Source organism: Azospirillum cavernae (assembly GCF_003590795.1).
Lineage (GTDB): Bacteria > Pseudomonadota > Alphaproteobacteria > Azospirillales > Azospirillaceae > Azospirillum > Azospirillum cavernae.
In genome coordinates this window covers 497,993-523,297 of sequence record NZ_QYUL01000001.1, presented here as the reverse complement: position 1 = coordinate 523,297, position 25,305 = coordinate 497,993, and the positions used below count along the sequence as shown (strand labels likewise).

The 25,305-nt window shown below is 67.5% G+C and carries 24 protein-coding genes; 18 read left to right on the top strand and 6 right to left on the bottom strand.

What is annotated here, in order from left to right; genetic code table 11:
- Nucleotides 1-2 precede the first annotated feature (2 nt).
- The gene (locus D3877_RS02500; protein ID WP_119829183.1) at nucleotides 3-1,433 is read left to right on the top strand and encodes an aldehyde dehydrogenase family protein; all 1,431 of its coding nucleotides are present in this window, start codon (nucleotides 3-5) and stop codon (nucleotides 1,431-1,433) included.
- A gap of 93 nt (nucleotides 1,434-1,526) precedes the next feature.
- Nucleotides 1,527-2,900: an alginate export family protein gene (locus D3877_RS02495; RefSeq protein WP_119829182.1), complete on the top strand. Its 1,374-nt coding sequence runs from the start codon at nucleotides 1,527-1,529 to the stop codon at nucleotides 2,898-2,900.
- A gap of 63 nt (nucleotides 2,901-2,963) precedes the next feature.
- On the opposite strand, the gene D3877_RS02490 is transcribed toward D3877_RS02495, so the two are convergent.
- On the bottom strand, nucleotides 2,964-3,683 hold the full coding sequence (locus D3877_RS02490) for a GntR family transcriptional regulator (protein ID WP_199720682.1): 720 nt from the start codon (nucleotides 3,681-3,683) through the stop codon (nucleotides 2,964-2,966).
- A 275-nt stretch (nucleotides 3,684-3,958) separates the two neighbouring features.
- Between D3877_RS02490 and speB the strand changes: the two genes are divergently transcribed.
- From speB to D3877_RS02455, 7 genes are all read left to right on the top strand, one after another.
- The gene (gene speB / locus D3877_RS02485) at nucleotides 3,959-4,990 is read left to right on the top strand and encodes an agmatinase (protein ID WP_420796877.1); all 1,032 of its coding nucleotides are present in this window, start codon (nucleotides 3,959-3,961) and stop codon (nucleotides 4,988-4,990) included.
- A 102-nt stretch (nucleotides 4,991-5,092) separates the two neighbouring features.
- Nucleotides 5,093-5,941, top strand: a complete 849-nt coding sequence (locus D3877_RS02480; RefSeq protein ID WP_238474694.1) for a transporter substrate-binding domain-containing protein — start codon at nucleotides 5,093-5,095, stop codon at nucleotides 5,939-5,941.
- Between the two features lie 87 nt (nucleotides 5,942-6,028).
- Nucleotides 6,029-6,736: an ABC transporter permease gene (locus D3877_RS02475; protein WP_119829179.1), complete on the top strand. Its 708-nt coding sequence runs from the start codon at nucleotides 6,029-6,031 to the stop codon at nucleotides 6,734-6,736.
- Entirely contained in the window at nucleotides 6,736-7,434 is a 699-nt protein-coding gene (locus D3877_RS02470) for an ABC transporter permease (protein ID WP_119829178.1), read from the top strand. The genes D3877_RS02475 and D3877_RS02470 overlap by 1 nt, the downstream gene beginning before the upstream one ends.
- The gene (locus D3877_RS02465; RefSeq protein WP_119830742.1) at nucleotides 7,434-8,264 is read left to right on the top strand and encodes an ABC transporter ATP-binding protein; all 831 of its coding nucleotides are present in this window, start codon (nucleotides 7,434-7,436) and stop codon (nucleotides 8,262-8,264) included. The genes D3877_RS02470 and D3877_RS02465 overlap by 1 nt, the downstream gene beginning before the upstream one ends.
- Nucleotides 8,265-8,300: 36 nt before the next feature.
- Complete coding sequence (locus D3877_RS02460; RefSeq protein ID WP_119829177.1) at nucleotides 8,301-9,698, top strand: aspartate aminotransferase family protein; 1,398 nt, start codon at nucleotides 8,301-8,303, stop codon at nucleotides 9,696-9,698.
- 79 nt (nucleotides 9,699-9,777) lie between these two features.
- Entirely contained in the window at nucleotides 9,778-11,370 is a 1,593-nt protein-coding gene (locus D3877_RS02455; RefSeq protein WP_119829176.1) for a gamma-glutamyltransferase family protein, read from the top strand.
- A gap of 26 nt (nucleotides 11,371-11,396) precedes the next feature.
- Here the strand turns inward: D3877_RS02455 and D3877_RS02450 are convergent, their stop codons facing one another.
- Nucleotides 11,397-12,857: an aminotransferase-like domain-containing protein gene (locus D3877_RS02450; RefSeq protein WP_119829175.1), complete on the bottom strand. Its 1,461-nt coding sequence runs from the start codon at nucleotides 12,855-12,857 to the stop codon at nucleotides 11,397-11,399.
- Between the two features lie 559 nt (nucleotides 12,858-13,416).
- On the opposite strand from D3877_RS02450, the gene D3877_RS02445 reads away from it, so the two are divergent.
- The 9 genes from D3877_RS02445 to D3877_RS02405 are packed head-to-tail and all read left to right on the top strand — an operon-like array spanning nucleotide 13,417 to nucleotide 21,278.
- Complete coding sequence (locus tag D3877_RS02445) at nucleotides 13,417-13,899, top strand: MSMEG_0572/Sll0783 family nitrogen starvation response protein (RefSeq protein ID WP_119829174.1); 483 nt, start codon at nucleotides 13,417-13,419, stop codon at nucleotides 13,897-13,899.
- Nucleotides 13,900-13,922: 23 nt separating this feature from the next.
- On the top strand, nucleotides 13,923-14,969 hold the full coding sequence (locus D3877_RS02440; RefSeq protein ID WP_119829173.1) for a Nit6803 family nitrilase: 1,047 nt from the start codon (nucleotides 13,923-13,925) through the stop codon (nucleotides 14,967-14,969).
- Nucleotides 14,893-16,002: an MSMEG_0568 family radical SAM protein gene (locus tag D3877_RS02435; RefSeq protein WP_119829172.1), complete on the top strand. Its 1,110-nt coding sequence runs from the start codon at nucleotides 14,893-14,895 to the stop codon at nucleotides 16,000-16,002. Before D3877_RS02440 ends, D3877_RS02435 begins: the two co-directional genes overlap by 77 nt.
- Nucleotides 16,003-16,017: 15 nt before the next feature.
- Complete coding sequence (locus tag D3877_RS02430; protein ID WP_119829171.1) at nucleotides 16,018-17,274, top strand: MSMEG_0569 family flavin-dependent oxidoreductase; 1,257 nt, start codon at nucleotides 16,018-16,020, stop codon at nucleotides 17,272-17,274.
- Between the two features lie 41 nt (nucleotides 17,275-17,315).
- A complete protein-coding gene (locus D3877_RS02425) occupies nucleotides 17,316-17,858 on the top strand; it encodes an MSMEG_0567/Sll0786 family nitrogen starvation N-acetyltransferase (RefSeq protein WP_199720680.1) in 543 nt (180 codons plus the stop codon).
- The gene (locus D3877_RS02420) at nucleotides 17,855-18,874 is read left to right on the top strand and encodes a sll0787 family AIR synthase-like protein (RefSeq protein WP_119829170.1); all 1,020 of its coding nucleotides are present in this window, start codon (nucleotides 17,855-17,857) and stop codon (nucleotides 18,872-18,874) included. The genes D3877_RS02425 and D3877_RS02420 overlap by 4 nt, the downstream gene beginning before the upstream one ends.
- A complete protein-coding gene (locus D3877_RS02415) occupies nucleotides 18,871-20,052 on the top strand; it encodes an MSMEG_0565 family glycosyltransferase (RefSeq protein WP_119829169.1) in 1,182 nt (393 codons plus the stop codon). The genes D3877_RS02420 and D3877_RS02415 overlap by 4 nt, the downstream gene beginning before the upstream one ends.
- Nucleotides 20,045-20,329 carry an MSMEG_0570 family nitrogen starvation response protein gene (locus D3877_RS02410; RefSeq protein WP_119829168.1) on the top strand — a complete coding sequence of 95 codons (285 nt, stop codon included), beginning with the start codon at nucleotides 20,045-20,047 and terminating at the stop codon, nucleotides 20,327-20,329. Before D3877_RS02415 ends, D3877_RS02410 begins: the two co-directional genes overlap by 8 nt.
- A 43-nt stretch (nucleotides 20,330-20,372) precedes the next feature.
- Nucleotides 20,373-21,278, top strand: coding sequence for a Pnap_2097 family protein (locus tag D3877_RS02405; protein WP_119829167.1), 906 nt, complete (start codon nucleotides 20,373-20,375; stop codon nucleotides 21,276-21,278).
- A gap of 147 nt (nucleotides 21,279-21,425) precedes the next feature.
- Here D3877_RS02405 and D3877_RS02400 read toward each other — a convergent pair whose 3' ends face one another.
- The 4 genes from D3877_RS02400 to D3877_RS02385 form a co-directional block, all read right to left on the bottom strand.
- Complete coding sequence (locus tag D3877_RS02400; RefSeq protein ID WP_119830740.1) at nucleotides 21,426-22,736, bottom strand: MFS transporter; 1,311 nt, start codon at nucleotides 22,734-22,736, stop codon at nucleotides 21,426-21,428.
- Between the two features lie 91 nt (nucleotides 22,737-22,827).
- Complete coding sequence (locus D3877_RS02395; RefSeq protein ID WP_199720679.1) at nucleotides 22,828-23,736, bottom strand: amidohydrolase family protein; 909 nt, start codon at nucleotides 23,734-23,736, stop codon at nucleotides 22,828-22,830.
- A gap of 10 nt (nucleotides 23,737-23,746) precedes the next feature.
- On the bottom strand, nucleotides 23,747-24,547 hold the full coding sequence (locus D3877_RS02390) for an SDR family NAD(P)-dependent oxidoreductase (RefSeq protein ID WP_119829165.1): 801 nt from the start codon (nucleotides 24,545-24,547) through the stop codon (nucleotides 23,747-23,749).
- Between the two features lie 87 nt (nucleotides 24,548-24,634).
- Nucleotides 24,635-25,183 (bottom strand): carboxymuconolactone decarboxylase family protein, encoded by a 549-nt coding sequence (locus D3877_RS02385; RefSeq protein WP_119829164.1) that lies wholly within the window; start codon nucleotides 25,181-25,183, stop codon nucleotides 24,635-24,637.
- Nucleotides 25,184-25,305: the final 122 nt, after the last annotated feature.

The following is a 25,305-nucleotide window of genomic DNA, read 5'->3' as shown; positions in this document are numbered from 1 at the left end:
CCATGGCGAACACCACCCAGTTCTACATCGACGGTCAATGGACGGCGCCCGACGCGCCGCGCCTGATCGACGTCATCAACCCGGCGACCGAGGAGGCCTTCGCCCAAGTGGCGCTTGGCAATGCCGCCGACGTGGACCGCGCCGTGGCGGCGGCGCGGCGGGCGTTCGCCAGCTTTTCGCAGACGACCCCGACGGAGCGCATTGACCTTCTTGTGGCCATTCTGGCGGCCTATGAGGCCCGCATCGCCGATCTTGGCGACGCGATGAGCCAGGAAATGGGCGCGCCGCAGGGCTTCGCCCGTCAGGTCCAGGCCGGAATCGGCGCGGCGCATCTGCACCAGACGATCAAGACGGCCCGCTCCTTCGCGTTCGAGGAAAAGCGGGGCGACCTGCGGATCCTGCGGGAGCCGGCCGGCGTCGCCGGATTCATCACGCCGTGGAACTGGCCGATGAATCAGATCGTCTGCAAGGTGGCCCCCGCCATCGCCGCCGGTTGCACCATGGTTCTGAAGCCCAGCGAGTTGGCCCCGGTCAACGCCGCCATCTTCGCCGAGGTGATGCACGCGGCGGGCGTTCCCCCCGGCGTGTTCAATCTGGTCCAGGGCGACGGACCGGGCGTCGGCCAGGTCATCGCCGCGCACCCGGACATCGACCTGGTGTCCTTCACCGGATCGACCCGCGCGGGCGTCGCCGTCGCCAAGCTGGCCGCCGACACGGTCAAGCGGGTGACGCAAGAGCTGGGCGGCAAATCCGCCAACATCATCCTGCCCGACGCCGATCTGCCCAAGGCGGTGACGGAGGCGGTGCAGCGCTGCTTCAGCAACAGCGGCCAATCCTGCAACGCGCCGACCCGCCTGCTGGTGTCGGCGGCGCAGTATGAGGCGGTCGCCGAACTGGCGGTCGCCGCCGCCGCCGACATCACGGTCGGCGATCCGCTCGACCCCGCCAGCGCGCTCGGCCCGGTGTCGAACGCGACGCAGTTCCAGAAGATCCAACGCATGATCGAGGTTGGCGTCGCCGAAGGGGCCGACCTGCTGATCGGCGGAACCGGCCGTCCCGCCGGGCTGGAGCGCGGCTATTACATCCGCCCGACCATCTTTGGCCGCGTGACGCCCGACATGACCATCGCGCGCGAGGAAATCTTCGGCCCGGTCCTGTCCATCCTGACCTACCAGGACGAGGAGGACGCGATCCGCATCGCCAACGACACCGTCTATGGGCTGGCCGGTTACGTGCAGTCCGGCGACCCGAAGCGGGCGGGCGCCGTCGCCCGGCGGTTGCGGGCGGGAACCATCTACCTGAACGGCCCGGCCTGGGATCCCAGCGCGCCGTTCGGTGGTTACGGACAATCCGGCAACGGGCGTGAATACGCCGAATTCGGTCTGGCCGAGTTCCTGGAGATCAAGGGCGTCGTCGGCGTCGATCCCACCTAAACGCGTACGCCAAGGCGGCGGCGGAACCGAAGGCGAAACGCCGACGGCCGCCGCCGTCCCAATCACCCACAAAATTGAACAGACGAGGTTTCCATGTGCAACGCATCCCGCGTCGCGCCGCACCCCGGCGCGCGCCTGCTCAAAGCCCTGTGCCTGGTCAGCACCGCGCTTCTCGCCCTGCCGCAAGCCGCGCAGGCGGACGTCACCCTGCTGGAGCAGGGCAACGTGACCGTCGAAGGCGGCTTGACCGCCGGAATCGCGGCGCTCAGCGTCGGCAGCGCCAATCTTGGCGCCGGCGTTCGCAAGCCCGATGGCGGCGTGCAAAAGGACCGCAACTGGACCGAGGCCTTCATCGCCCCCAGCGGCAAAGTGACCGTCAATTCTGACTCCGTCGGCGCGCTCTACACCGGCTTCCGCATCGTCGGCAGCGGCACCGGCGGCGATGGCGACGCGGGCGGCAACGTCCAGGGACGGCAGGGCCGCTTCGACGTCGACAATTTGTTCCTCGGTTGGAAGTCGGGCAGCCTGTTCCCCAGCCTGGGCGACAACGCCATCGACGTCAGCGTCGGGCGCCAACCCTTCACGATCGGCGACGGCTTCATCATTGGCGACGGCACTTTCGACACCGGGCGGATGGGCGGCTACTGGCTTGGCCCGCGTCGGGGCTGGGGCCTGTCCAGCGTCGTCGCGCGGGTTGACGTGAAGCCGGTCCACCTCGACCTCTTTCGCCTGAAAAGCGACAAGAACAGCTTCTCCGACGTCATTTATGGCGGAAATCTGGAATGGCGGGGCGGGGTGGACGGCAAGCTGGTCGTCGGCGGCTCCTACATGAACATCGACGACTCCCGGTTGGCGTCGCGCAAGGGCATGGACATTGTCAGCCTGCGCGCGCAGGGCGCCTTCGTGCCGAACGTCCCGGATCTCAGCCTGTCGGCGGAGTATGTGAAGGAGCGCAACAACCGCTCGGCGACCAAACTCGACGCCAGCGCCTGGTACGGGGAAGCCGCCTACACCCTGTCGGATCTCCCCTGGACGCCCCGCTTGAGCTACCGCTACAGCAGCTTCAGCGGCGACAAGAGCGGCACGGCGAAAAACGAAGCCTTCGACCCCTTGCACCTCGCCTTCCCGCGCTGGGGAACCTGGTTGCAGGGTGAAATCGCCGGGCAGTATTTCCCCAACGTCAATTCCAACTTGTCGGTCAACAACATCCAAATTGCCGTGCAGCCGTCGGAAACGGTGACGTTGACCGGGCTGTTCTACAATTTCCGCTTCAATGAAAAGCCGACCGGCGTGACCTCCAGCACTTTCGGCAACGAGGTCAACCTCGCCGTCGATTGGCAGGCGACGCCCAATCTTCTGGTCAGCGGCGCGGTTGGCCGCTTCTTCGCCGGTGAAGGCGGTCGCCAGCAGTTGGGCGGGCGCAAGGACACCACGTTGGCGGAAATCACCGCCATCGTAACCTTCTAAAAAGCAGGATGTCGGCGCTGGGCGGCGAGGACAAGGCCACCCAGCGCCCGCGTCACGCGCGGATTATGGAACGGCGGCGGCGCGGCGCAATTCGAACAGCTCCTGAATCTTGGCCATGTTTTCCAAGCTGTGCTGCACATGCAGCCGGGCGGCCCGCCCCGCCGCCGCCGGATCGCGGGCGTACAGCGCGTTGGCGATGTCCTGGTGCTCCGCCAGCCCCGAATCATGCAGATCCACCCAGAGAACCTCCAGCAACAGCGCCAGTTGAAGCTGTTGATAAATCTGGTCCGTCACCCGGATCAGCGCCTCGTTGCGGGTGATCTCGGCGATCACCTTGTGAATGCGCAAACCCAGCTCCAGCACGCGGGCGGCGTCCACGCTGGTCCCGCTGGTGGAGCCGTTCAACTCCTCCATCTCCGCGATGATCGCGCGGATTCGGTCGAAATCCTCCTCCGTCGCGGCGACGCAGGCCAGTTCGGCGGCGCACACATCCAACGCCTGCCGGACGACCAGCAGATTGCGCACCGTCGGCAAATCGACGTCGACCACCGTGTAGCCGACGTTGCGCTGGCCCACCACCAGCCCTTCCTTTTCCAGCTTCATCAGGGCTTCGCGCAGCGGCGTCCGGCTGACTCCCAAACGTTCGGCCAAGCGGCTTTCCGACAAGCGTTCCGACGGGCGCAGACGACCGGACAGGATCAGCGCCTTGAGTTCGCCATAGGTTTTCTGGCGCACGGACTGGTCCGGTTCGGTCTTGTCGGTCGCCGTCATCGTCACACTCATCGGTTTTCTCACGCTCTCACCCTTTGATACGGCCTATCCGCCGCCCCGGCAAGCGCACCGGAAAGGGGCTTGTCACCGGATCCAAGATTGTATACGATTTTGTATCCGTCAAGGGCGCGCCACAGAAAGCGCTTGTTTGACAAGGAATTGGCAGAGCCGGACCCCATCCGGCCAGACAGACGCAGGGACGAGCGCCACGACCATCGACCGGCTGCCGCATCCGCGCCCCGCGCTGGGCGGCGAGACAGGAGACGCGTGTGTTCACGGATGAGAAGTTGCAGCGTCTGCGACGCCGCTACGCCGACGCCGCCGGGAATGAGGTGACGGATCCGGCCTTCGCCAAGGTCGCGTCGCTGGTCTTTCAGGATGGCGACAAGCGGCCCGCCCCTTTCGCCGGAATCGCCACCTTGCTGAAGGCTCCGCACCGTCCCGACGCGGCGCAGGATTTCGCGGGCGTTGATCTGGCGCTGTACGGGATCCCAATGGATTTGGGCGTGACCAACCGCTCCGGCGCGCGTTTCGGGCCACGGGCGGTGCGCGCGGTGGAGCGGGTCGGCCCTTACGAACATGTGTTGGGACTGGTCCCGTCCGGCCTGTTCGCCGTGGCCGACGTCGGCGACGTTCCGTTCCAAAGCCGCTTCGATCTGGCCCAGGCCCATGTGGACATTGAGGATTTCGTCGGGCGGATGGTGGCGGCGGGAACCGTTCCGCTGGGGGTTGGCGGCGACCATTCGGTCAGTCTGCCCATCTTACGCGCGATTGGACGGGACCGCCGGGTCGGCATGATCCACATCGACGCCCATTGCGACACCGGCGGCTCGTTCGAGGGCTGCAAATTTCACCATGGCGGCCCCTTCCGACAGGCCGTTCTCGACGGCGTTTTGGACCCCGAACGCACCGTTCAGATCGGCATTCGCGGAAATTCGGAATATCTTTGGGAATTCTCCTTCGCCTCCGGCATGACGGTCATCCACGCCGAAGAGGTGGAGGCGATGGGCGTCCGCGCGGTGATCGACCGGGCGCGTCAGGTGATCGGCGACGGCCCGACCTATGTCAGTTTCGACGTGGACGGGCTGGATCCCGCCTTCGCGCCGGGGACCGGCACGCCGGAGGTTGGCGGCCTGACCTCGTCGCAGGCGCTGGCGCTGCTGCGCGGGTTGTCCGGGGCCGACATCATCGGCGGCGACGTGGTGGAGGTGGCGCCGCCGTATGACCCCACCAGCAACACCGCGCAGATCGCCGCGCAAGTCCTTTTCGAGATTCTCTGTCTGGCGGCGGACGCCCGACGGAGACGCGGCGGCGGCTGACGCCGCCAAACCAACCAACGGCGACGCCCCAAGGCACGCCGCAAAGCGGGCGAAACAAGGCCCGCAGTCCGAAAAAACACACCCCATGAACAGGGAAAATCCATGATGAAAACAGGCTTTCTGACGGTCGCCGTTCTGCTCGCCACCGCCGCCGTCGCCACCACCGGCGCGGTCGCGCAAACCAAACCAACCGCCATCACCATCGCCACCGAAGGCTCCTACGAACCCTGGAACTTCACCAGCGCGGGCGGCAAGCTGGAGGGGTTGGAAGTTGATCTGGCCAACGACCTGTGCGCCCGGATGGGCGTGACCTGCGCCATCGTCGCGCAGGATTGGGATGGTCTGATCCCGGCGTTGAACGCCCGGAAATTCGACGCGATCATGGCCTCGTTGATCGTCACCGAAAAGCGTTTGGGCGTCATCAGCTTCAGCGAACCCTACGCCCCGACCTCCGCCGCCTTCATGGTGGAAAAAAGCGGCCCGCTCGCCAAGCTGCCCGGCGCGAACAGCACGGTCGATCTGGGGGGCGACCCCGCTGCGGTCAACGCCGCCCTGGCCCCCGTCGCCGCCGCGCTGAAGGGAAAATCCATCGGCGCCCAGACCGGGACCAAAAACACCGATTTCCTCGACAGCTACCTCAAAGGGTCCGTCACCGTCCGCGAATACAAGACGACCGAACAGCATGATTTGGACCTTCAGGCGGGCCGCATCGACGGGGTGATGGCGCAAAAAAGCTCTCTGACCGCGCTTTTGCTGAAGCCAGACTACAAGAATTACACGCTGGCCGGCCCAACCTTCGTCGGCGGCGTGTTCGGCAAGGGCATCGCCGTTGGCCTGCGCAAGGACGACGCCACGCTGAAGGCGATGTTCGACACGGCGATCCAGGCGGCCAAGGCCGATGGGACCATCGAGAAGCTGGCCCAGAAGTGGCTGAAGACCAGCCTGAACTGAGGCGTTCCATTGCGGACCACCCCCGACGCGGCGCGTCCACCGCCGCGTCGGACCTCTCCGCCATGATTCTGGAAGGAACGCGACGCGATGCCGTCCTTCGACCTTTTCCTGGGGCCGAACGGCTGGGGCAAGCCCCTGCTGTCCGCCGCCCTGATGACGGTCGCCCTGTCCCTGTCGGGGTTGGCCGTCGGCGCGCTGTTCGGCGCCGTCTTGGCGCACGCCCGGATCGGCGGCGGGCTGGTCCTCCGTTCCCTGGCCGACGCCGTCACCACGATTCTGCGCGGGGTTCCCGATCTCCTGGTCATTTATCTGTTCTATTTTGGCGGCAGCGGCCTTCTGTCCTGGGCTGGTCACGCCGCCGGTTACGACGGCTTCATCGGGCTGCCCGTCTTCCTGACCGGAACCCTGGCGCTGGGCGTGGTGTCCGCCGCCTATCAGGCCGAAGTGTTCCGTGGGGCCTTCAACGCCATCCCGCGCGGACAGATCGAAGCCGCCCGCGCCGCCGGGATGCGGAATGTCCTGATGTTCCGCCGTATTCTGGTTCCGCAGGTTCTGCGCCACGCCCTGCCCGGATTGGGCAATGTCTGGCAGCTCATCCTGAAGGATTCCGCCTTGATCTCGGTGATCGGGCTGGTGGAGTTGCTGCGGGCGGCGCAGATCGGCGCGGGGTCCACCCGGCAGCCCTTCCTGTTCTATTCCGCCGCCCTTGTTCTCTACCTCGTCATCACCTCGGTGTCGGGGCAGGTCTTCCGCTGGGCCGAAACCCGGTCGCTGCGCCCGTTCCGGAGGGCCTGATGGATTTCGCCTTTCTGCAGACGACCCTGCTCACTCTGCTCGGCGGCCTGCCGCTGACGCTGGAGCTTGCGGTCAGTTCGATCCTGCTCGGCGGCGGCGGGGCGCTGATGTTGACCTTGATGCAGGCGTCGGGGTCGCTGCTGCTGTCCGCCCCGGCGCGCGCCTATGTCTTCGTCTTCCGGGGCACGCCACTGCTGATCCAGCTTTTCATGATCTATTACGGCCTGGGGCAATTCCGCCCAACCCTGCAAGAGCTTGGTTTGTGGAGCTTTTTCCGAGATCCCTATTGGTGCGCCGTTCTCGCCATGGCGATGAACACGGCGGCCTACGCCAGCGAGATCATCCGGGGCGGGCTTGGGTCGGTTCCGCCCGGCGCGTTGGAGGCCGCCACCGCCTGCGGCATGCGCCCGCTGTTGCGTTTGCGGCGGGTCATCCTGCCGCTGGCCATTCGGCAGGCGTTGCCCGCCTACAGCAACGAACTGATTTTGATGGTGAAGGCCACCTCCCTGGCGTCGATCATCACAATGATGGAGGTGACGGGACTGGCCAGCAAGATGATCGCCGAAACCTATCGGTCGATTGAGATTTTCGCCTGCGCCGGACTCATCTACCTCGCGCTGACCCTCATCCTGACCCGCGCGGTCCTGCTGCTGGAATGGCGGCTGTCGACCACCCGCAAGAACGGAACCCCCGCATGATGGCGACGACACGCCCGCCGCTGGCCCTGCACATTGCGCCGCCAACCCAGCGGCGCCCCAAACCCGTCGAGAAGATCGCGCTGGTGAAGCTGCGCAAGAGTTTCGGCCTGATCGAGGTTCTGAAAGGCGTCTCGCTGAAGGCCAACGAAGGCGACGTGGTGTCGATCCTCGGCTCGTCCGGCTCGGGAAAATCGACCCTGCTCCGCTGCGTCAACTTCCTGGAAACGCCCGACAGCGGCGACGTCATCCTGTGCGGCGAGCATGTGCGGATGCGGCAACGGAGCGATGGCCGCTCCGTCCCCGCCGATCCGGCGCAACTGACCCGCGTCCGCACCCGCGCCGCCATGGTGTTCCAGAGCTTCAATCTGTGGTCCCACCGGACCATTCTGGAAAACGTCATCGAAGCCCCGGTGCATGTGCAGGGCCGTCCCCGCAAGGACTGCGTCGAGGAGGCCGAAGCCTTGCTCGACAAGGTCGGGTTGGCGGCCAAGCGGCACGACTACCCGGCGGTGCTGTCGGGCGGTCAGCAACAGCGCGCCGCCATCGCCCGCGCCCTGGCCACCCACCCGGAGGTTCTGCTGTTCGACGAACCGACCTCCGCCCTCGACCCCGAACTGGTGGGGGAGGTGCTGAAGGTCATGCGCGGGCTGGCGGAAGAGGGCCGGACCATGCTGGTCGTCACCCATGAAATGGGCTTCGCCCGCCACGTCTCGACCCGAACCCTGTTCCTGCACCAAGGTCTGGTGGAGGAGGAAGGCCCGTCGGAAGAGATGTTCGCCCATCCCCGCACCGACCGCTTCCGCCAATTCATCAAACGCGCGCAACCCTGAAACCAAAGGCCGACCCCAGTCGGCGGGAGAGAAAAAATGAAGCTTTCCACCACGCAGCGGGCCAACTCGCTGGAGGCGCGCGACGTCGCCCATATCCTGCACCCCTACACGAACGCGGTCGTCCACGAGGCGGAAGGGCCGCTGGTGCTGGCGGGCGGCGACGGCATCCATGTGATCGACCGCGACGGCAACCGCTACATCGAAGGCTTGAGCGGCCTGTTCTGCGCCTCGCTCGGCTTCAGCGAATCCCGGCTGGTCGAGGCGGCCCATCGGCAGATGCAAACCCTGCCCTTCTATCACAGCTTTGGCGGGCGCTCGCACGAGACGGCCATCGAGCTGTCGGAACGGCTGATCGCCCTGGCCCCCGTGCCGATGTCGAAAGTGTTCTTCGCCAACTCCGGGTCGGAGGCCAACGACACCGCCATCAAGCTGGTCTGGTACTATCACAACGCCATCGGCAAGCCGCAGAAGAAGAAGATCATTTCCCGCCAGCGCGCCTATCACGGGGTGACGGTCGCCTCGGCCAGCCTGACCGGCCTGCCCTACACCCACAAGGCCTTCGACCTGCCGCTTCCCGGCATTCTCCACACCGATTGCCCCAGCTTCTACCACCATGGCCTGCCCGGCGAGACGGTGGAGGCCTTCGCCACCCGCTGCGCGGAGTCGCTGGAGGCGCTGATCCTGCGCGAGGGACCGGACACGGTCGGCGCCTTCTTCGCCGAACCGCTGATGGCGTCGGGCGGCTGCATCGTGCCGCCGCCGACCTATTACGCCAAGATCCAGGCGGTCTTGCGCAAATACGACATCCTGCTGATCGCCGACGAGGTGATTTGCGGCTTCGGTCGTCTCGGCACGATGTTCGGGACCGAGGCGTTCGGCCTGGAACCCGACATGATGGCGATGGCCAAGCAGTTGTCCGCCGCCTATCAGCCGATTTCGGCGCTGATGGTGAATGAGAAAATTTACGCCGCCGTCCGTGACCAGAGCGGGGCCATCGGCACCTTCGGCCATGGCTTCACCTATGGTGGTCATCCGGTGGCGACCGCCGTCGCGCTGGAAACCTTGAAGATCTATGAGGAGCGCGACATCGTCGGCCATGTCCGGGACATCGCCCCCGGCTTCCAATCGGCCCTGCGCGCTCTCGCCGATCACCCGCTGGTCGGCGACGTGCGCGGCATGGGGTTGATCGGCGCGCTGGAGGTGACGAGCGACAAGGCGACGAAGACGCCGTTCGACCCGTCGCTTGGGGTCGCCGCGCATGTTGGCAAACGGGCGCTGGCCCATGGAGTCATCACCCGCGCGATGGGCGACATGGTGCATCTCTGCCCGCCCCTCATCATCACCGCCGCTCAGGTCAGCGATCTGGTCGCGCGCATCGGCGCGGCGCTGGACGACACGCTGACTTGGGTGGAACAGGGGCGGCCCAAAGCGTAACCTCATGCGTCCTCAGCGCACGACAACCAACACGCAACACACAACAGACAACTCAAGGGCGGGGAGCCAAATCCTGACCATGCGGAACTTTGAACAGGTTGGACGGTCGTTGGCGGTGGGCCGCAACGGCATGGCGGCGACCTCGCACCCAACCGCCACCATGACGGCGATCGACATCCTGAAGGCGGGCGGCAACGCGGTGGACGCCGCCGTGGCCGCCTGCGCCGTGCAAAGCGTGGTCGAGGCTGGGTCCACCGGCGTCGGCGGCGATTGCTTCGCCTTGATCGCACCGGGGGGCGGCGGCGACATCCGCGCCTACAACGGGTCGGGCCGCGCCCCCGCCGCCATGAGTTTGGAGCGTCTGCGCGCGGCGGGCGTGACCGCCATCGACCGCCAATCGCCCCACGCCGTCACCGTGCCGGGCGCGGTGGAGGCCTGGGCGCGTCTGGTCGCCGACCATGGCCGCCTGCCCCTGCGCAAGATCCTCGCCCCGGCCATCGGCTTGGCGCGGGACGGCTACGCCATCACCCCGCGCGTGGCCCACGACCTCGCCCTGCAAACGGCGCTGCTTCGCGGGGATCCCACCGCCAGCGCCACCTTCCTGACGGATGGGAAGGCCCCCGGCGTCGGCGCGCTGCAACGGCAACCGCTGTTGGCCGACACGCTGGAGGCGATTGGCCGCGACGGCCCCGACGCTTTTTACAAGGGCGCCATCGCCGAAGACATGGTGACGTTCCTGCGCGGCGCGGGCGGTTTCCACAGTCTGGAGGATTTCGCCGCCACCCAGGGCGCCTATGTGACGCCGATCCAAACCCAATACCGGGGCCGCACCATCCATGAATGCCCGCCGAACGGCCAGGGCGTCATCGCGCTGATGATTTTGAACATCCTGTCGCGCCTCTCCCCCGGCGGGGATCCGTTGAGCGCCGACAATCTGCACGCCGAGATCGAGGCGACGCGGCTGGCCTACGCCGCGCGCGACGCCGCGCTCGCCGACCCGGCCATGGCCGACGATCCGACCGCGCGTCTGCTGTCCGACGCGCTGGCCGACCGCTTGGCAGCCTTGATTGACCCGACCCGCGCGGTGGAGATCGACGAGCCGTTCGACGCGGTGGAGCACAAGGACACCGTGTACATCGCCGTGGTGGACAAGGACCGCAACGCCGTCAGCTTCATCAACTCCATCTTCCACCCCTATGGCTCCGGGCTGATGGCCCCGCGCTCGGGCGTGCTGTTCCACAACCGGGCGCAAAGCTTCTCGCTGGTCGAGGGGCATCCGAACGCCGTCGCGCCGGGCAAACGCCCGATGCACACGATCATTCCCGGCATGGTGACGGAGCAGGGGCGCGTCAGTCTGACCTTCGGCGTGATGGGCGGGCATTATCAGGCGATGGGCCACGCCCATCTTCTGTCCAAGCTGTTCGATTACGGGCTGGATTTGCAAAGCGCCATCGACCTGCCCCGCCTGTTCCCTTTGCCCGGCACCCGAACCGTCGAAACCGAAGCCGCCCTGCGCGCGACGGTTGGCGAGGAGCTGACCCGCCGGGGCTTCACAATCCAGCCCCCGAAATGGGCCATCGGCGGCGCCCAGGCCATCGCCATCGATTGGGAAACGGGAACCCTGTTCGGCGGCTCCGACCACCGCAAGGACGGCTGCGCGCTGGGCTATTGAGCGCCACCGGCTGTTGCGCGCGGACCTCACAAAAAGGCCGAGGCGAATTCCGGGGGTTGCGACAGGGTGTGCGCGATCTTGTCGAGCGCGCTGCGGATCTCCGCCGCGCCGCCGCCGCCCAGACAGACCCGCACCGCTTCGGGCGGCGGGCCGCTGACGGCGAAGGCGTCGCTGACGACAAGGCCGATGTCGGACGCGCGCAACGTGGCGGCGAAGCTCGACCGGCTCCAATCCGGCGGCAGCGGCAGCCAAAGATGGAAGGCTTCCGGCTTCGATCCGGTGTCGGTCACGGGCAAAACCTGTCGGGCGTAGCTTTGCCGCGCGGCGGCTTCGGCGCGGACGGCGTCCAGCATCGCGTCGGCGGTTCCGTCGGTGATCCAGCGCGTAGCCAGCGCCGCCGTCAGCGGCGACGCCATCACCGTGGTGGCGCGCAGATAAGCGGACAATTGCCACATGCGCCGGGCCTCGGGCGCCACCAGATAGGCGATGCGCAGACCAGCGCCTAGGCTCTTCGACAGACCGGCGATGTGGAACACCAGATCGGGGGCCAGCGCCGCCAAAGGCGGCGGCCCGCCGACCGGCAAGGCGCCATAGGCGTCGTCCTCGATGATCGCGACGTTGTGACGGCGGGCGATCTCGATCAAGGCGGCGCGGCGGTCCAGGGAACTGGTGATCGTCGTCGGGTTGTTCAGGGTCGGGTTGCAGTAGAGCGCCTTGGGCGCGCGGGTTCGGCAGATCTCGGCGAAGGCGTCGGGCCGGATGCCGTCCGCGTCCAGCGGCAAGCCGATCAACTCCAGCCCCAATTGCGCCGCCAGCCCGCGCAAGCCGGGATAGGCCAGCGCCTCGGCGCACACCACATCCCCCGCCTTGGCCAGCGACCCCAGCACCGCCAACAGCGCGCTGTGCGTGCCCGGACAGACGAGCAACCGATCCAGCGGCGCGATCAGCCCACGCCGGGCCAACCAGTCGGCCCCGGCCTGACGGTCTTCCGGCGCGCCGCCGAACTCTTGATAGCGCAGCACGCCGACCAAATCCTCGGCAACCTCGGCCAGCCCCTGACGCATACGGGCGAGCAGGACCGGATCCTCGATTTCAGGCGGCAGATTCATTGAGAGGTCAGCGGGCCGCCGGGGCCGCGCCCCCCGCGCCACCGGCTGGCAAGGGGCCGGTTGGCAGGGGGTGGGCGCCGCGCGCTCGGCCTGGACCGGCGTCGGCAAAAGGAAGGATGCGGGAAGATCGCGCACGAAGGTGCCGTTGCCGACGCGGGATTCGATCAGGCCGCGCCGCTGCGCCTCGCTGTAGCCACGGGCAATGGTGGTGAAGTCCAGTTCCAGCGCGTCCGCCAAGGACCGTTGCGGCGGCAGGCGATCACCGGGGGTCAGACGCCCCTGCCGCAACTCCTCGGCGATCACGTCGGCGATGGCGAGGTAGCGCGGCTTCTCGCTGGCGCGGATACGGGGCAGCCACGGATGGGGGGACGGCGGCATCGACGGTGCGGAACCTTGGCTGGCGGCTGCGGTCACGGACCGGCGGCGTGTGGATCCAAACTGGGCAACGCCCGATCCGCAGGCAGGCCGCGCCGGACGTCGGCGCGCATCCTAGGCGGGTCGCACCCGTCTGGCAACCGTTCCACAACCCGCCGCTTCCCATCGCCGCAGCCGTGACCGTTCAAGGTTTTCCCGGCGCTGGGGCCACACCGAGGCGGCTTGCGCAAGCGGTCTCCTCCCGTCGCTTGTCCAGGCGATCCAGTCATCAATGACCGCTTATTTCTGCCTATTTTGACCGCACATCGGCGGGTTGCCCGGCAATTAATCAGCGTCCGCCCACGCATGATGCAGCATCCAAAGATCCAATCAATACAATCATTGGCCTCATTATTTCCATTCACTTAGGCTTTATCGACTGCATTAGAAGGTCATTATGGACCAAAATCGACTGGCACGCCGCTTGCTAATGACTGGAAACACCCCGAACGGCCATCCGGTCGCTTCGGCGGAACCCTCCGGCGGCCCACGCCGGATCCATCGACGCTAAGGAGGATGAGAGATGCCCGCAGTCACCAAGCCCGCGAACCAAAAGGGCGATGTTCTGGTCGATTACGAAGAGAAGGTGTTCGAGGACGTCAAGGCCGATCCGGGAGAAAAGGCGCTCGTCACCTTCCACACCGTGGCGTTTGAAGGCTCCATCGGCCTCGTCAACCTGCTCCAGGCCACGCGCCTGCTGCGCAAGGGCTTTGAGACCTCGGTTCTGCTCTATGGGCCGGGCGTGACGCTGGGCGTGCAGCGCGGCTTCCCGACGCTGGGCGACGAGGCGTTCCCCGGCCATCAGGCGATCAACAAGCAGTTGGTCAAGTTCATGGAAGAGGGCGGCAAGGTCTACGCCTGCCGCTTCGCGCTCCAGGCGCTGTACGGCCATGGCGAGGGCGCGTTGATCCCCGGCATCCGACCGATCAATCCGCTGGATGTGCTGGACATCGTCCTGCTCCACCGGAAAGCGAATGCATTCATTTTGAACACCTGGACCCTGTAAGCGCGGCGACCGGAGGGCGGATCATGACGGAGAAACGAAATGTGCGGGTCGCGGCGGTGCAGATCGCGCCGGACCTGGACAGCGCCGACGGCACGGTCGGGCGGGTCTGCCAGGCCATCGCCGAGGCGGCGGGCAAGGGGGCGGAACTGGTGGTCTTCCCGGAGACCTTCGTTCCCTATTACCCCTATTTCTCCTTCGTGCGTCCGCCCGTTCTGGCCGGGGCCGATCATCTGACCTTGTACGAACGCGCGGTGGTGGTTCCGGGTCCGGTCACGGACGCCGTGGCGGCGGCGGCGCGCTCCCATGGGGTGGTCGTCGTTCTCGGGGTCAACGAACGCGATCACGGCTCGCTCTACAACACCCAACTGGTCTTCGACGCCGACGGGCGCCTGATCCTGAAGCGGCGCAAGATCACCCCGACCTATCACGAGCGGATGATCTGGGGCCAGGGCGACGGCGCCGGATTGACCGTGGTGGACAGCGCGGTGGGCCGCATCGGCGCGCTGGCCTGCTGGGAGCATTACAACCCGCTCGCCCGCTACGCCCTGATGGCGCAGCATGAGGAGATCCACGTCGCCCAGTTCCCCGGCTCGCTGGTCGGTCAAATCTTCGCCGATCAGATCGAGGTGACGATCCGTCACCACGCGCTGGAATCGGGCTGCTTCGTCGTCAACGCCACCGGCTGGCTGACCGAGGCGCAGATCGCCGCCATCACCCCCGACGCGGGTTTGCAAAACGCCCTGCGCGGCGGCTGCATGACCGCCATCGTCTCCCCCGAAGGCAAGCATGTCGTGCCGCCGCTGACCTCGGGCGAGGGGATTCTGATCGCCGACCTCGACATGAGCCTCATCACCAAGCGCAAGCGGATGATGGATTCGGTCGGCCATTACGCCCGCCCCGAATTGCTGTCGCTGCGGCTGGACAACCGTCCGGCGACGCCGATGACGACCACGATTTCGCCCGTTGCGCCGCTTGAAAAGGAGCACACCGACCATGACGACAACCGCTTCCCCCTCCTCGGCGAGCCTGCTCATCAGCGAGTTGCAGTCCTTCGGCATCCGGCTGGCTGACCCGCGCGCCGGGGCGCCCAGCCGACGCGGCGGGGCGGGGCCAAGCGACCACAAGGCCGTCACCATCGATGGGCGCACCGTGATGGTGCCGGTCCACACGGCGGGCGCCTTCGACTCCCCCTACCAGGCCGACCATCTGGGCGCGGACGGAACCAGCGTGGTGCGGCGCGACGGTCTGGCCGTCGGCGCGATCCGCTTTCCCCGCCAGCCGCGCTTTTACGGGCTGCAAACGCTCGACGGCGTGCCTTACCAGAAAATCGCGGTGCTGCATGGCGCCGACGTGCTGGCCACCACCGTTCTGCAAAGCTGCGTTCGTTACCAGAGCCGGACCAAGACCTGCCAATTCTGCTCCATCGGGCAGTCGCTGGCGGCAGGCCGCACCATCCTGCGCAAGACCCCCGAACAATTGGCCGAGGTGGCGCGCGCCGCTGTGCTGCTCGACGGCGTCCGCCACATGGTGATGACCACCGGCACGCCGCCCACCCCGGATCGCGGCGCCGCCATCCTGTGCGAGAGCGCCGCCGCCGTGAAGGCCGCCGTCGATCTGCCGATCCAGGGGCAATGCGAACCGCCCGACGACGACGTCTGGTTCCGGCGCATGCACGACGCCGGAATCGACACGCTGGGCATGCATCTGGAAGCGGTGACGCCGGAGATCCGCGCCCGCATCATGCCGGGCAAGGCGTCGGTGCCGCTGGAGCGTTATTTCGACGCCTTCGCCGCCGCCGTGCCGGTGTTCGGGCGCGGTCAGGTCTCTACCTACATCCTCGCCGGGCTGGGCGACGCGCCGGACGCCATTCTGGCGATGGCCGAACGGCTGATCGGGATGGGCGTCTATCCCTTCGTCGTCCCCTTCGTCCCGGTGTCCGGCACGCCGCTGGAGGATCACCCGGCCCCCAGCCCGGCCTTCATGCGGGCGCTGCTCGCCCCGCTGGGCGCGATGCTGAAACAGGCGGGGCTGCGCGCCGCCGACAGCAAGGCCGGCTGCGGCAAATGCGGCGCCTGCTCCTCCCTGTCCACCTTTGAAGAGTAAGCGGAGTTCCCTGCCATGACCAAAGCCACCCATTATCCCGTCGTCGTCATCGGCGGCGGACAGGCCGGATTGTCGGTCAGCCACGAGCTGAAAAAGCGCGGCGTCGATCATCTGGTCCTGGAAAAGAACCGCATCGCCCATTCCTGGCGCAACGACCGCTGGGACAGCTTTTGCCTCGTCACCCCCAACTGGCAATGCCGCCTGCCCGATTTCCCCTACAACGGCAATGATCCCAAGGGCTTCATGCTGAAGGACGAAATCGTCGCCTATCTGGAGGATTTCGCCCGCATGGTCGATCCGCCGATCCGCGAGGGCGTCGCCGTCACCCGCGTCGGGCGCGGCAAGTCCGGCGTTCTGGAGATCGACACCAGCACCGGGCCGCTGACCGCCGACCATGTGGTGGTCGCCACCGGCGGCTATGACGTGCCCATCGTCCCGCCCTACGCCCATGGGCTGGACAAATCCGTCACCCAGATCCATTCGGTCGATTACCGCAACCCGGACCAGTTGCCGCCGGGCGAGGTTCTGGTCGTCGGATCCGGCCAGTCGGGCGTGCAGATCATGGAGGATCTGCATCTGGCCGGGCGCAAGGTTCATCTGTGCGTCGGCCCGGCCCCCCGCTCCCCCCGCGTCTATCGCGGCAAGGAGGCCACCGAATGGCTGATGGAGATGGGCTATTACGCCATGACCATCGACAAGCACCCGCAGGGCGAAAAGGCCAAGGAAAAGACCAACCATTACCTGTCGGGCCGCGCTCGCGGCCATGAAATCGACCTGCGCCGCTTCGCGCGGGATGGGGTGTCGCTCTATGGCAGCATGGCGGGGATTGATGGGTCCACCGTCCGCTTCGCCGACGATCTGGCGACCAACCTCGACGACGCCGACGACGTCTATGTCTCGATCCGCCGCGACATCGACGCCTTCATCGACGCCAACGCCATCGACGCGCCGGTTGAGGAGCCGTTCGTTCCGGTCTGGCAGCCGCAGGACACGCCGCTGGCCGTCGATTGCGCCGCGCGGGGCATCAGCGCCATCGTCTGGGCCATCGGTTTCCGCCCCAACTATTCCTGGATCGAGCTGCCGGTCTTCGACGGTCGCGGCGCGCCGAAATACGACCGGGGCGTGTCTCCGGTGGAAGGGCTGTATTTCATCGGCCTGCCCTGGCTCCACACCTGGGGGTCGGGCCGCTTCCTCGGCGTCGCCGAGGACGCCGCCCATCTGGCCGGAGTCATGGACGCGCGGCGGAACGCCCGCGAATCCGTCGCCGCCTGACCGCCCACTCCTAACCGCCCCCGCCGCATGAGGAGTCCGCCATGATGGATGGCCCGCCGCCCCCCTTCGTCGCCAGCGCCCACCGGGTCAAGCTGGCCACCCAGGCGTGGGAGGTCGCCGGGGCGGCGGCCCTGCGCCGTCAGGTATTCTGCGTCGAACAGGGGCTGTTCGACGGCGACGACCGCGACGCCATCGACGCCCAGGCCATCCCCATCGTCGCGCTGGCCGAGCTGTGCGGCATGCCCGACGCGGTGGTGGGGACCGTGCGCATCCACCAGCCGGAACCGGGTCTGTGGATCGGCTCCCGGCTGGCGGTGGCGGAGGAGCATCGCCGGGTTGGCTCCCTGGGGGCCTCGCTGATCCGGCTGGCCGTCTCAACCGCGACGGCGCGCGGCTGCCATTGTTTCCAGGCTCATGTGCAAAGCCGCAACGCCCTGCTGTTCCGTCGCCTGCGCTGGACGACGCTGGAGGAGGTGGAGTTGCACGGCCGCCCGCACCACCGCATGCAGGCCGATCTGTCCCATTACCCGCCCTGGCCGGACGGCGCCCAGGGCTTTCTGACGCTGACGCGGAGGGCGGCATGAGCGGCTTGTCCAGCCTGATCGCCACCCTGCGCGCCAGCCCCGGCTTCGCCCACAAGCGCGACATCGACGCCGTGGTGTCGGCGCTGGCGGTCCCACAGGCGTTGGATACGGCATCCGGCGTCGCCTTAGGCGACCATTTTACAGGCGTCGCCTTGGGCGACGATTGCGCGGCGATCCCCGACGGCGACGGCCATCTGCTGTTCGCCGCCGAGGGCTTCGTCAACGGCTTCGTCGCCGCCGAACCCTGGTTCGCCGGATGGTGCGGCGTGATGGTGAATGTCAGCGACGTCGCCGCGATGGGCGGGCGTCCGCTGGCCGTCGTGGACGCGCTGTGGAGCAACGGCGCGGCGGACGCGCAACCGATCCTCGACGGCTTGCGGGCGGCGGCGGCGGCCTATGGCGTGCCGGTGGTCGGCGGCCATTCCAACACCCGCAACGACCGGGCGCAACTGGCCGTCGCCATTCTGGGGCGGGCGGGCAAACGGCTGCTGACCAGCCACGACGCCCGGCCCGGCGACCGGCTGATGGCCGCCATCGACCTGCGGGGCCGTTACCACGACCCCAACCCCTTTTTCGACGCCGCCACCGCCGCCCCGGCGGAGCGGCTGCGCGGCGATCTGGCCCTGCTGCCCGAACTGGCCGAGGATGGGCTGTGTCGCGCCGCCAAGGACATCAGCATGGCCGGACTGGTCGGCACCGCGCTGATGCTGCTGGAATGCTCGGGCGTCGGCGGCAGCATCGACCTGCGGGCGATCCCCCGCCCGGACGGCGTGCCGCTCGACCGCTGGCTGCTGTCCTTCCCCAGCTTCGGCTTTCTGTTGAGCGTCGCGCCGGAGGATTGCGCCGCCGTCGCCGCCCGTTTCCAGGCGCGCGGCCTGAGCTGCGCCGCCATCGGCACGGTGGAGGACGCCACCACCCTGACTCTGACCGACGGGGCGGAGGCCCTGCCGGTCTGGGATTTCGCCGACAGCCCGCTGATCGGCTGCGGCCCGCGCCGCAGGACGACCGCGTCATGAGCCGATCCGCCAAAAACCTCTCCATCGCCCTGCTGACCCATTCCACCAACCCGCGCGGCGGCGTGGTCCACGCGCTGGAACTGGCCGAGGCGTTGACCGCGCTGGGACACCGCGCCGTGGTCCACGCGCCCGACCCCAGCGGCGGCGGCTTCTTCCGCGCCACCCGCTGCGGCGCCGTCGGCGTTCCCGCCCGCCCCATCGCGGGAGGCGGGCTGGCCAAACTGGTCGAGACGCGCATCGCCGATTATCTGGCCTTCTTCACGCGACGCGACGCCGCCCGCCACGACATCCACCACGCGCAGGACGGCATCAGCGGCAACGCCCTGGCCTGCCTGCGCGAGGCCGGGCGCATCCCCGGCTATTTCTACACCGTCCACCATCTCGACCGCTTCGCCGATCCCGCCGTCGAGGCGCGGCAATGGCGGGCCATCGCCAACGCCGACCGCGTGTTCTGCGTCAGCCATCTGTGGCGGGAGATCCTGGCGCGCGACCACGGCGTCGAGGCTCTGCTGGTCGGCAACGGCGTGGACCGGACGCGCTTTTCCCCGCAGGCCGGGCCGAACGACGGCGCCTTGCGGGCGCGGCTGGGACTGGCCGACGGCCCGGTCTTCCTGTCGGTCGGCGGGGTGGAGGCGCGCAAGAACAGCGCCCGCCTGCTCGACGCCTTCCTGATCGCCAAACAAACCCGGCCCGACGCCCAATTGGTCATCGCCGGTGGCGCCTCCCTGCTCGACCACAGCGGCGAGGCCCGCGCCTTCGAGGCGCTGCTGGACCGCAACCCCGCCGCCGCCGCGTCGGTGATCCGCACCGGCCCGCTGCCCGACGCCGACATGCCCGCCCTGTTCCGGCTGGCCGACGCGCTGGTTTTCCCGTCCTTGCGCGAAGGCTTCGGGCTGGTGGTTCTCGAAGCGATGGCGAGCGGCACGCCGACCATCGTTCCCGCCATCGCCCCCTTCACCGAGCATCTGCGCCCCAGCGACGCCCTGTGGGTGGACCCGCTCGACCCCGCCGCCATCGCCGCCGCGATGACCGACATCCTGCATCCCGCCACGGCGCAACGGCTGCGCGCCGCCGGTTTGCGCCGGGCCGCCGGGTTCGGCTGGGACGCCTGCGCGCGCCGCCACCTCGACGCTTACCACGCCCTCCTCACCCAGCAGCGGAGCCTTGCCCATGCCTGAAATGATCTTCCGCGTCCAATGGCCGGACGGCGCGCTGTCCGATTGCTATTCGCCGTCCCTGGTCGTGCAGGAGCATCTGAGCGTCGGCGCGGCCTATCCCGTGGCCGATTTCGCCCGGATCAGCCGAACCGCCCTGACCATCGCCAGCGACCGGGTGGCGGCGCGCTACGGCTTCCCCTGCTCGCGCGCCGCGCGCCAGATCGCCGACATCGACGCGCGAGCCGCTGACTTCGCCGAGGATCCGGCGGCCCTGGTGCGGGTCGTCGCCTTCGCCTGATCCCTTCGCCTGATCCCGTTTCACGCCACGGAGGCTTTGCGCCATGCTCCACGCCCTGCCAGCGCCGCTCGCGCCCGGCCCTTCCCCGCGCGACGCCCCACGCGACGCCCCACGCGACGCTGGGTCCGACGCTGTGACGCTGGGGATGCCGCAGCTTTCCCGCAACGGGCTGTCGGAAAACTGGCTGTTGAAAGAGGCCGGGCACCGCCATTGGCTGATGCTGGCCGACGCCTTAGGGCTGCCGGTTCCGGCCTTTCGCGACCGTGATGGGGCGACGCTCTACGCCACCTTCACCGGCCTGCGGCTCAGCGGCGGCGCGCTCAACCGGGTGGCCGAGCATGACCGGCTGCGCTTTGCCGGGCGAATCGCGCGGGTGTCCCGCACCCAGTATCAGAGCGTCCAGACCGTGACGGTGGAGGGACGCCCGGTCGCCACGCTGACTCTGCTGTCGATCTTTTTGCGCCGCGCCGTGGCGGGCGACAACCGCAGCGTTCTGCGCGCCCTGCCCCACCCCTGCCCGCCGATGCTGGCGGATGCGGGATCGGACTCATCCCTCGCCCCATTGTGCCAGCGTTTCCGGCGGCAGGATTGGCGCGAGCATCGCGGTTTCCACCGCGCCGACCGCCAAGAATTGGCCAGCGTCACCATCGACCCATGCCCGCACGGGGATTTCAACGGGGCCGGATTCCTCTATTTCGCGTCCTTCCAGTCGATCCTGGACCGCGCGGAATGGGCGCTGTTCCGCGACGTCAGCGCCAACGCCGTCACCACCGACCGCGACCTGTTCTATCACGGCAACATCAACCCCGGCGACCGCCTGACCGTGCGGCTGTGCGGCGAGCGCCGCGACGGCGCGGCGTCCCTGTCCCATTGGTTCGAGATCCGCCGGGACAGCGACGGCGCGCGCATCGCCGACGGCTTCACCACCAAACGCGTGGTTCCGTCCTGACAAACGCGTCCTTGGCCAAAGCCGGCATGGCCGCGCCGACCAACGCCGCGCCCGCGATTCCCGCGATGGACAGACGGTGCAGAGTCCGTTTCATGAAACGCTTCCTTCCTGAGATGTTCTTGGTTTTCGAGAGAGACAAAGCGTTGGTCAGTTCTCGCGCGCCACCCGCTTGAGCAGCAGGGTGAGCGCCGCCGCGACCACGAGCATTCCGGCCATCGCCAGCGTTCCGGCCTCGAAGGATCCGGTCTCGTCCTTCAGGACGCCGACCATCCAAGGCCCGACATAGCCGCCCAGGCTGCCGACCGAGTTGATGAAGGCGAGACCGCCAGCCGCCGCCGCGCCGGTGAGATAGCGCGACGGCAGGCTGTAGAAGGCCGGACGCACGGAACTCAACCCGATCACCGCCATGGTCAAACCGACCATCGCCGGGGCGAGCGATCCGTAAAACACGGAGAAGGCCAAACCCGCGCCCGCCAGCAGGCACGCCGCCACCATGTTCAGCAGATACTGGCCGGTCTTCTCCATGAAGCGCGCCCAAAAGATCATCGCAACGGCGGCGACCAGATATGGGGCGCCGGACAGGAAGCCGACCTCCAGATTGTTCAACCCGTGAGTCTTGAGGATCAAGGGCAGCCAGATCGCGATGCCGTTGATGCCGATCCAATAGCTGAACAGGATGCCGGTCAGGATGATGACCTTCCGATCCCGGATGGCGGCCAGGAAATTCTTCTTCGGACGGCTGGCGCTCTCCTGGGCCAACGCCTCGATCAGAACGGCGCGCTCATCCTCGGTCAGCCAATCGGCGTCCTTCGGATCGTCGCGCAGCTTGACCAGCGTGATGACCCCCATCAGGCACGCGGGGATGCCTTCCAGAATGAACAGCCACTGCCAGCCCTTCAACCCGGCCATGCCGTCCAGCGCCAAAATCCCCACCGACAGCGGCCCGCCGATCACCGACGACACGGGAATGGCGATCAGAAACCAGGCCAGAACGCGCACCCGGCTTTCCGCCGGAAACCAGCAGGAGAGATAAAACAGCACGCCGGGAAAGAATCCGGCCTCCGCCGCGCCGGTGGCGATGCGCAGGATGTAAAAGCTGGTCGGCCCGTTGACCAGCGCGCAGGCCGCCGACAGCAGCCCCCAGGAGATCATGATCCGCGCCAGCCAGCGCCGGGCGCCGAAACGGTACAGCGCGAGGTTGCTCGGCACCTCCAGCAGGCAATAACCGACGAAGAACAGACCGGCGGCGGCCCCAAACTGGGCGTTGCTCAGCCCCAGATCGCGGTTCATCGTCAGCGCGGCGAAACCGACGTTGGTCCGGTCGATGTAGTTGAAAAAATAGGCGATCGCCAGAATGGGAATCAGTTGGATGATGTTCTTGGAAACGGCGCTTTTGAGCAGCGCCTCCTTGGACGCGCGCGCGGGCGCGGCCTCTCCGTCGAGCGGAACGGCTGTCATGGCCACCTCGGTGTTTTGAAACGTCAAAAGATGTCGGCGCGCTTGAGCCAAGCGCGCCGACCGCAACCGGACGAACCGGGGCGAACGCCGCTCAACGGCCCGCAGGCAAAGCCGGGAAACCGAAGAATTCGGTGGGGTTGTCCACCAGGATCGCCTGACGATCCGCCGCTGTCGTCACCCAGCCCAGAAAATCGACCAGATCGCCGTCGTCAGGCATCGGGCCGTGCAGATTCACATGCGGCCAGTCGCTGCCCCACAGCAGGCGGTTCGGCGCGTGCCCAACGAGGCGGCGCGCCATCGGCGCGACGTCGTCATAGGGCGCGTGGGCCTTGGACAGGCGTTCCGCCCCGCTCAGCTTCAGCCAGACCCGCCCGCTGTCGAGCAGACGCAACAGCGTTTCCGTCACCGGACCGTTCGGCCCCTCGGCGATGTCGGGACGGGCCATGTGGTCGATCACCACCGGCGCCGGGATCGAACGGATGAAGCTCTCCATGTCCAACAGCCCGGTTCCGGCGACATGGATGGCGACGTGCCAGCCAAAGGGTTCGACCAGCGCGATCACCGCGCGCACCGCGTCGAGATCCGGCATGCCCAAATGCGGCATGAAGCTGAAACGGACGCCGCAGATCCCCGCCACGTCAAAGCGGCGGACAAGCTCCGGGCTGCTGCCCGGACGCAGCAACGCCACGCCGCGATAGCGGCCCTGCCCGACGGCCAAGGCGTCGAGCAGCGGCTCATGATCCAGCCCATGACCCTGGCTTTGCACGATGACCGCGCGATCAAAGCCAAGGTGATCGTGCAACCGGCGCAGCGCCGTTTCCGGGGCCTCGTTGGGGGTGAAGCTGCGATCCGGCGGCAGCGGGAAGCGGTCAAACGGCCCATAGATGTGGCAGTGGGCGTCGCACGCCCCGGCGGGAAGCCCGGTGTCGGGCTTGCGCGGGTTCGCCATCGGCGGCGGACCATCGGGGATTGGGTGAGAGGGCAAGGAATCCGTGGTCATGGCAAACTCCTCAATCGCACCGCGCGGTCATGCCGCCATCGACGACAATCTCGGTTCCGGTGACGAAGCGCGCCTCGTCGGAGGCCAGAAACAGCGCGGCGTGCGCGGTGTCGCGCCCGTCGCCCATGAAGCCGATGGGAATGCGGGCCAGCCGCGATTGCAGCAGGCTGGCGACGTTGCCGCCGGACCGTTGACCGGCCAGCCGGGTTTCCACCATCGGCGTGTGCATCTGGCCGGGAACCACCGTGTTCACCCGGATGTTCTTCTTGGCGTATTCAACCGCCGTCACGCGCGAGAATTGGATGATCGCCGCCTTGGCCGAGGCGTAGGCCACCTGCGCCGACCCGGTCCAGCGCAAGCCGGAGGTCGAGGCGGTGTTGACGATGGCGCCGCCGCCGACCGTCTCCATCTCGGGGATCACGTGCTTGCAGGCCAGGAACACGCTTTTCAGATTGAAGTCGATTTGGCGGTCCCACGCCTCTTCCGACAGGGCGACCGCGCCGCCCGCCGCCGAACCGCCCACATTGTTGACCAGCACATCGACCCGCCCGTATCGCTCGACGCAGGCCCGCACCATGGCGGCGACCTGCGCGCTGTCGGTGACGTCGCAGGTGTGCGTGGTGATCTCGCCGCCCAACTCACGGGTCGCGGCGACGGTTTCCTCCATCGCCTCGGCGCGCAAATCCACGGCGAACACCTTGGCCCCTTCCCGCCCGAAAATCGCCGACGCGGCGCGGCCATTGCCCCAGCCCGGCCCGACACAGCCCGCGCCCGTGATGATGGCGACCTTGTCTTGCAGCCGTCCCGCCATGATGAATTCTCCTGATGCTCTGCGGTGTGGGCATCCCCCCGGCGCGACCGGGACGGATGCCGATGAATCGGTGGGGGTTGAGCCGCCTTACGGCTCCAGCTCAGTCGCCTCGCCGTCGGGAAGCCCGATGTCGAAGGCGTTCAGCGTCATGGCGACCAGCGTGTAATAGCCAAGCAAACCAACCAGTTCGACCACGCCCTGCTCGCCCAGAACCCGCGCGGCCTCGGCGTGCGTGTCGTCCGACACACCATGGTCGCGGTGCAGTTCCGTGACGTAGCCGTAGACCACGCGGCCCTTTTCATCGGCGATGTCGGGCGTGGCGCGCGCGGCGATGGCGTCGATGATCGCCGGTTCCAGCCCGGCTTTCAGCGCCTCGCGCTTGTGAACATGCCATTCGTAATGCGACGTCCAGACACGGGCGGTGATGATGATCGCCAGTTCCGACAGGCGCGGCCCCAGGCAGGTGTCGTAGCGCAGGAATTCGCCGAGCTTCTGCGCCCGCGCGCCCATCTCCGGGCTGTGCAGCCAGGCGCGCAACGGCGCCGGAACGCGCCCGCGCTTGCCGGACGCCGCTTCGTCGGCGACGCGCCGTTGCGCGTCGGTCATGTCGTCGCGTGACAGATCACGGACCCTCATGGTTTTCTCTCCCCTGGCGGCCCTTTGGCAAGAGGCGCGCCTGTTGATACTCAATAAAACTCCAAATTACTCTCGATTCATCAAGAATAATGCAGATTTTTTATTTTAAAATGCCGTGGATG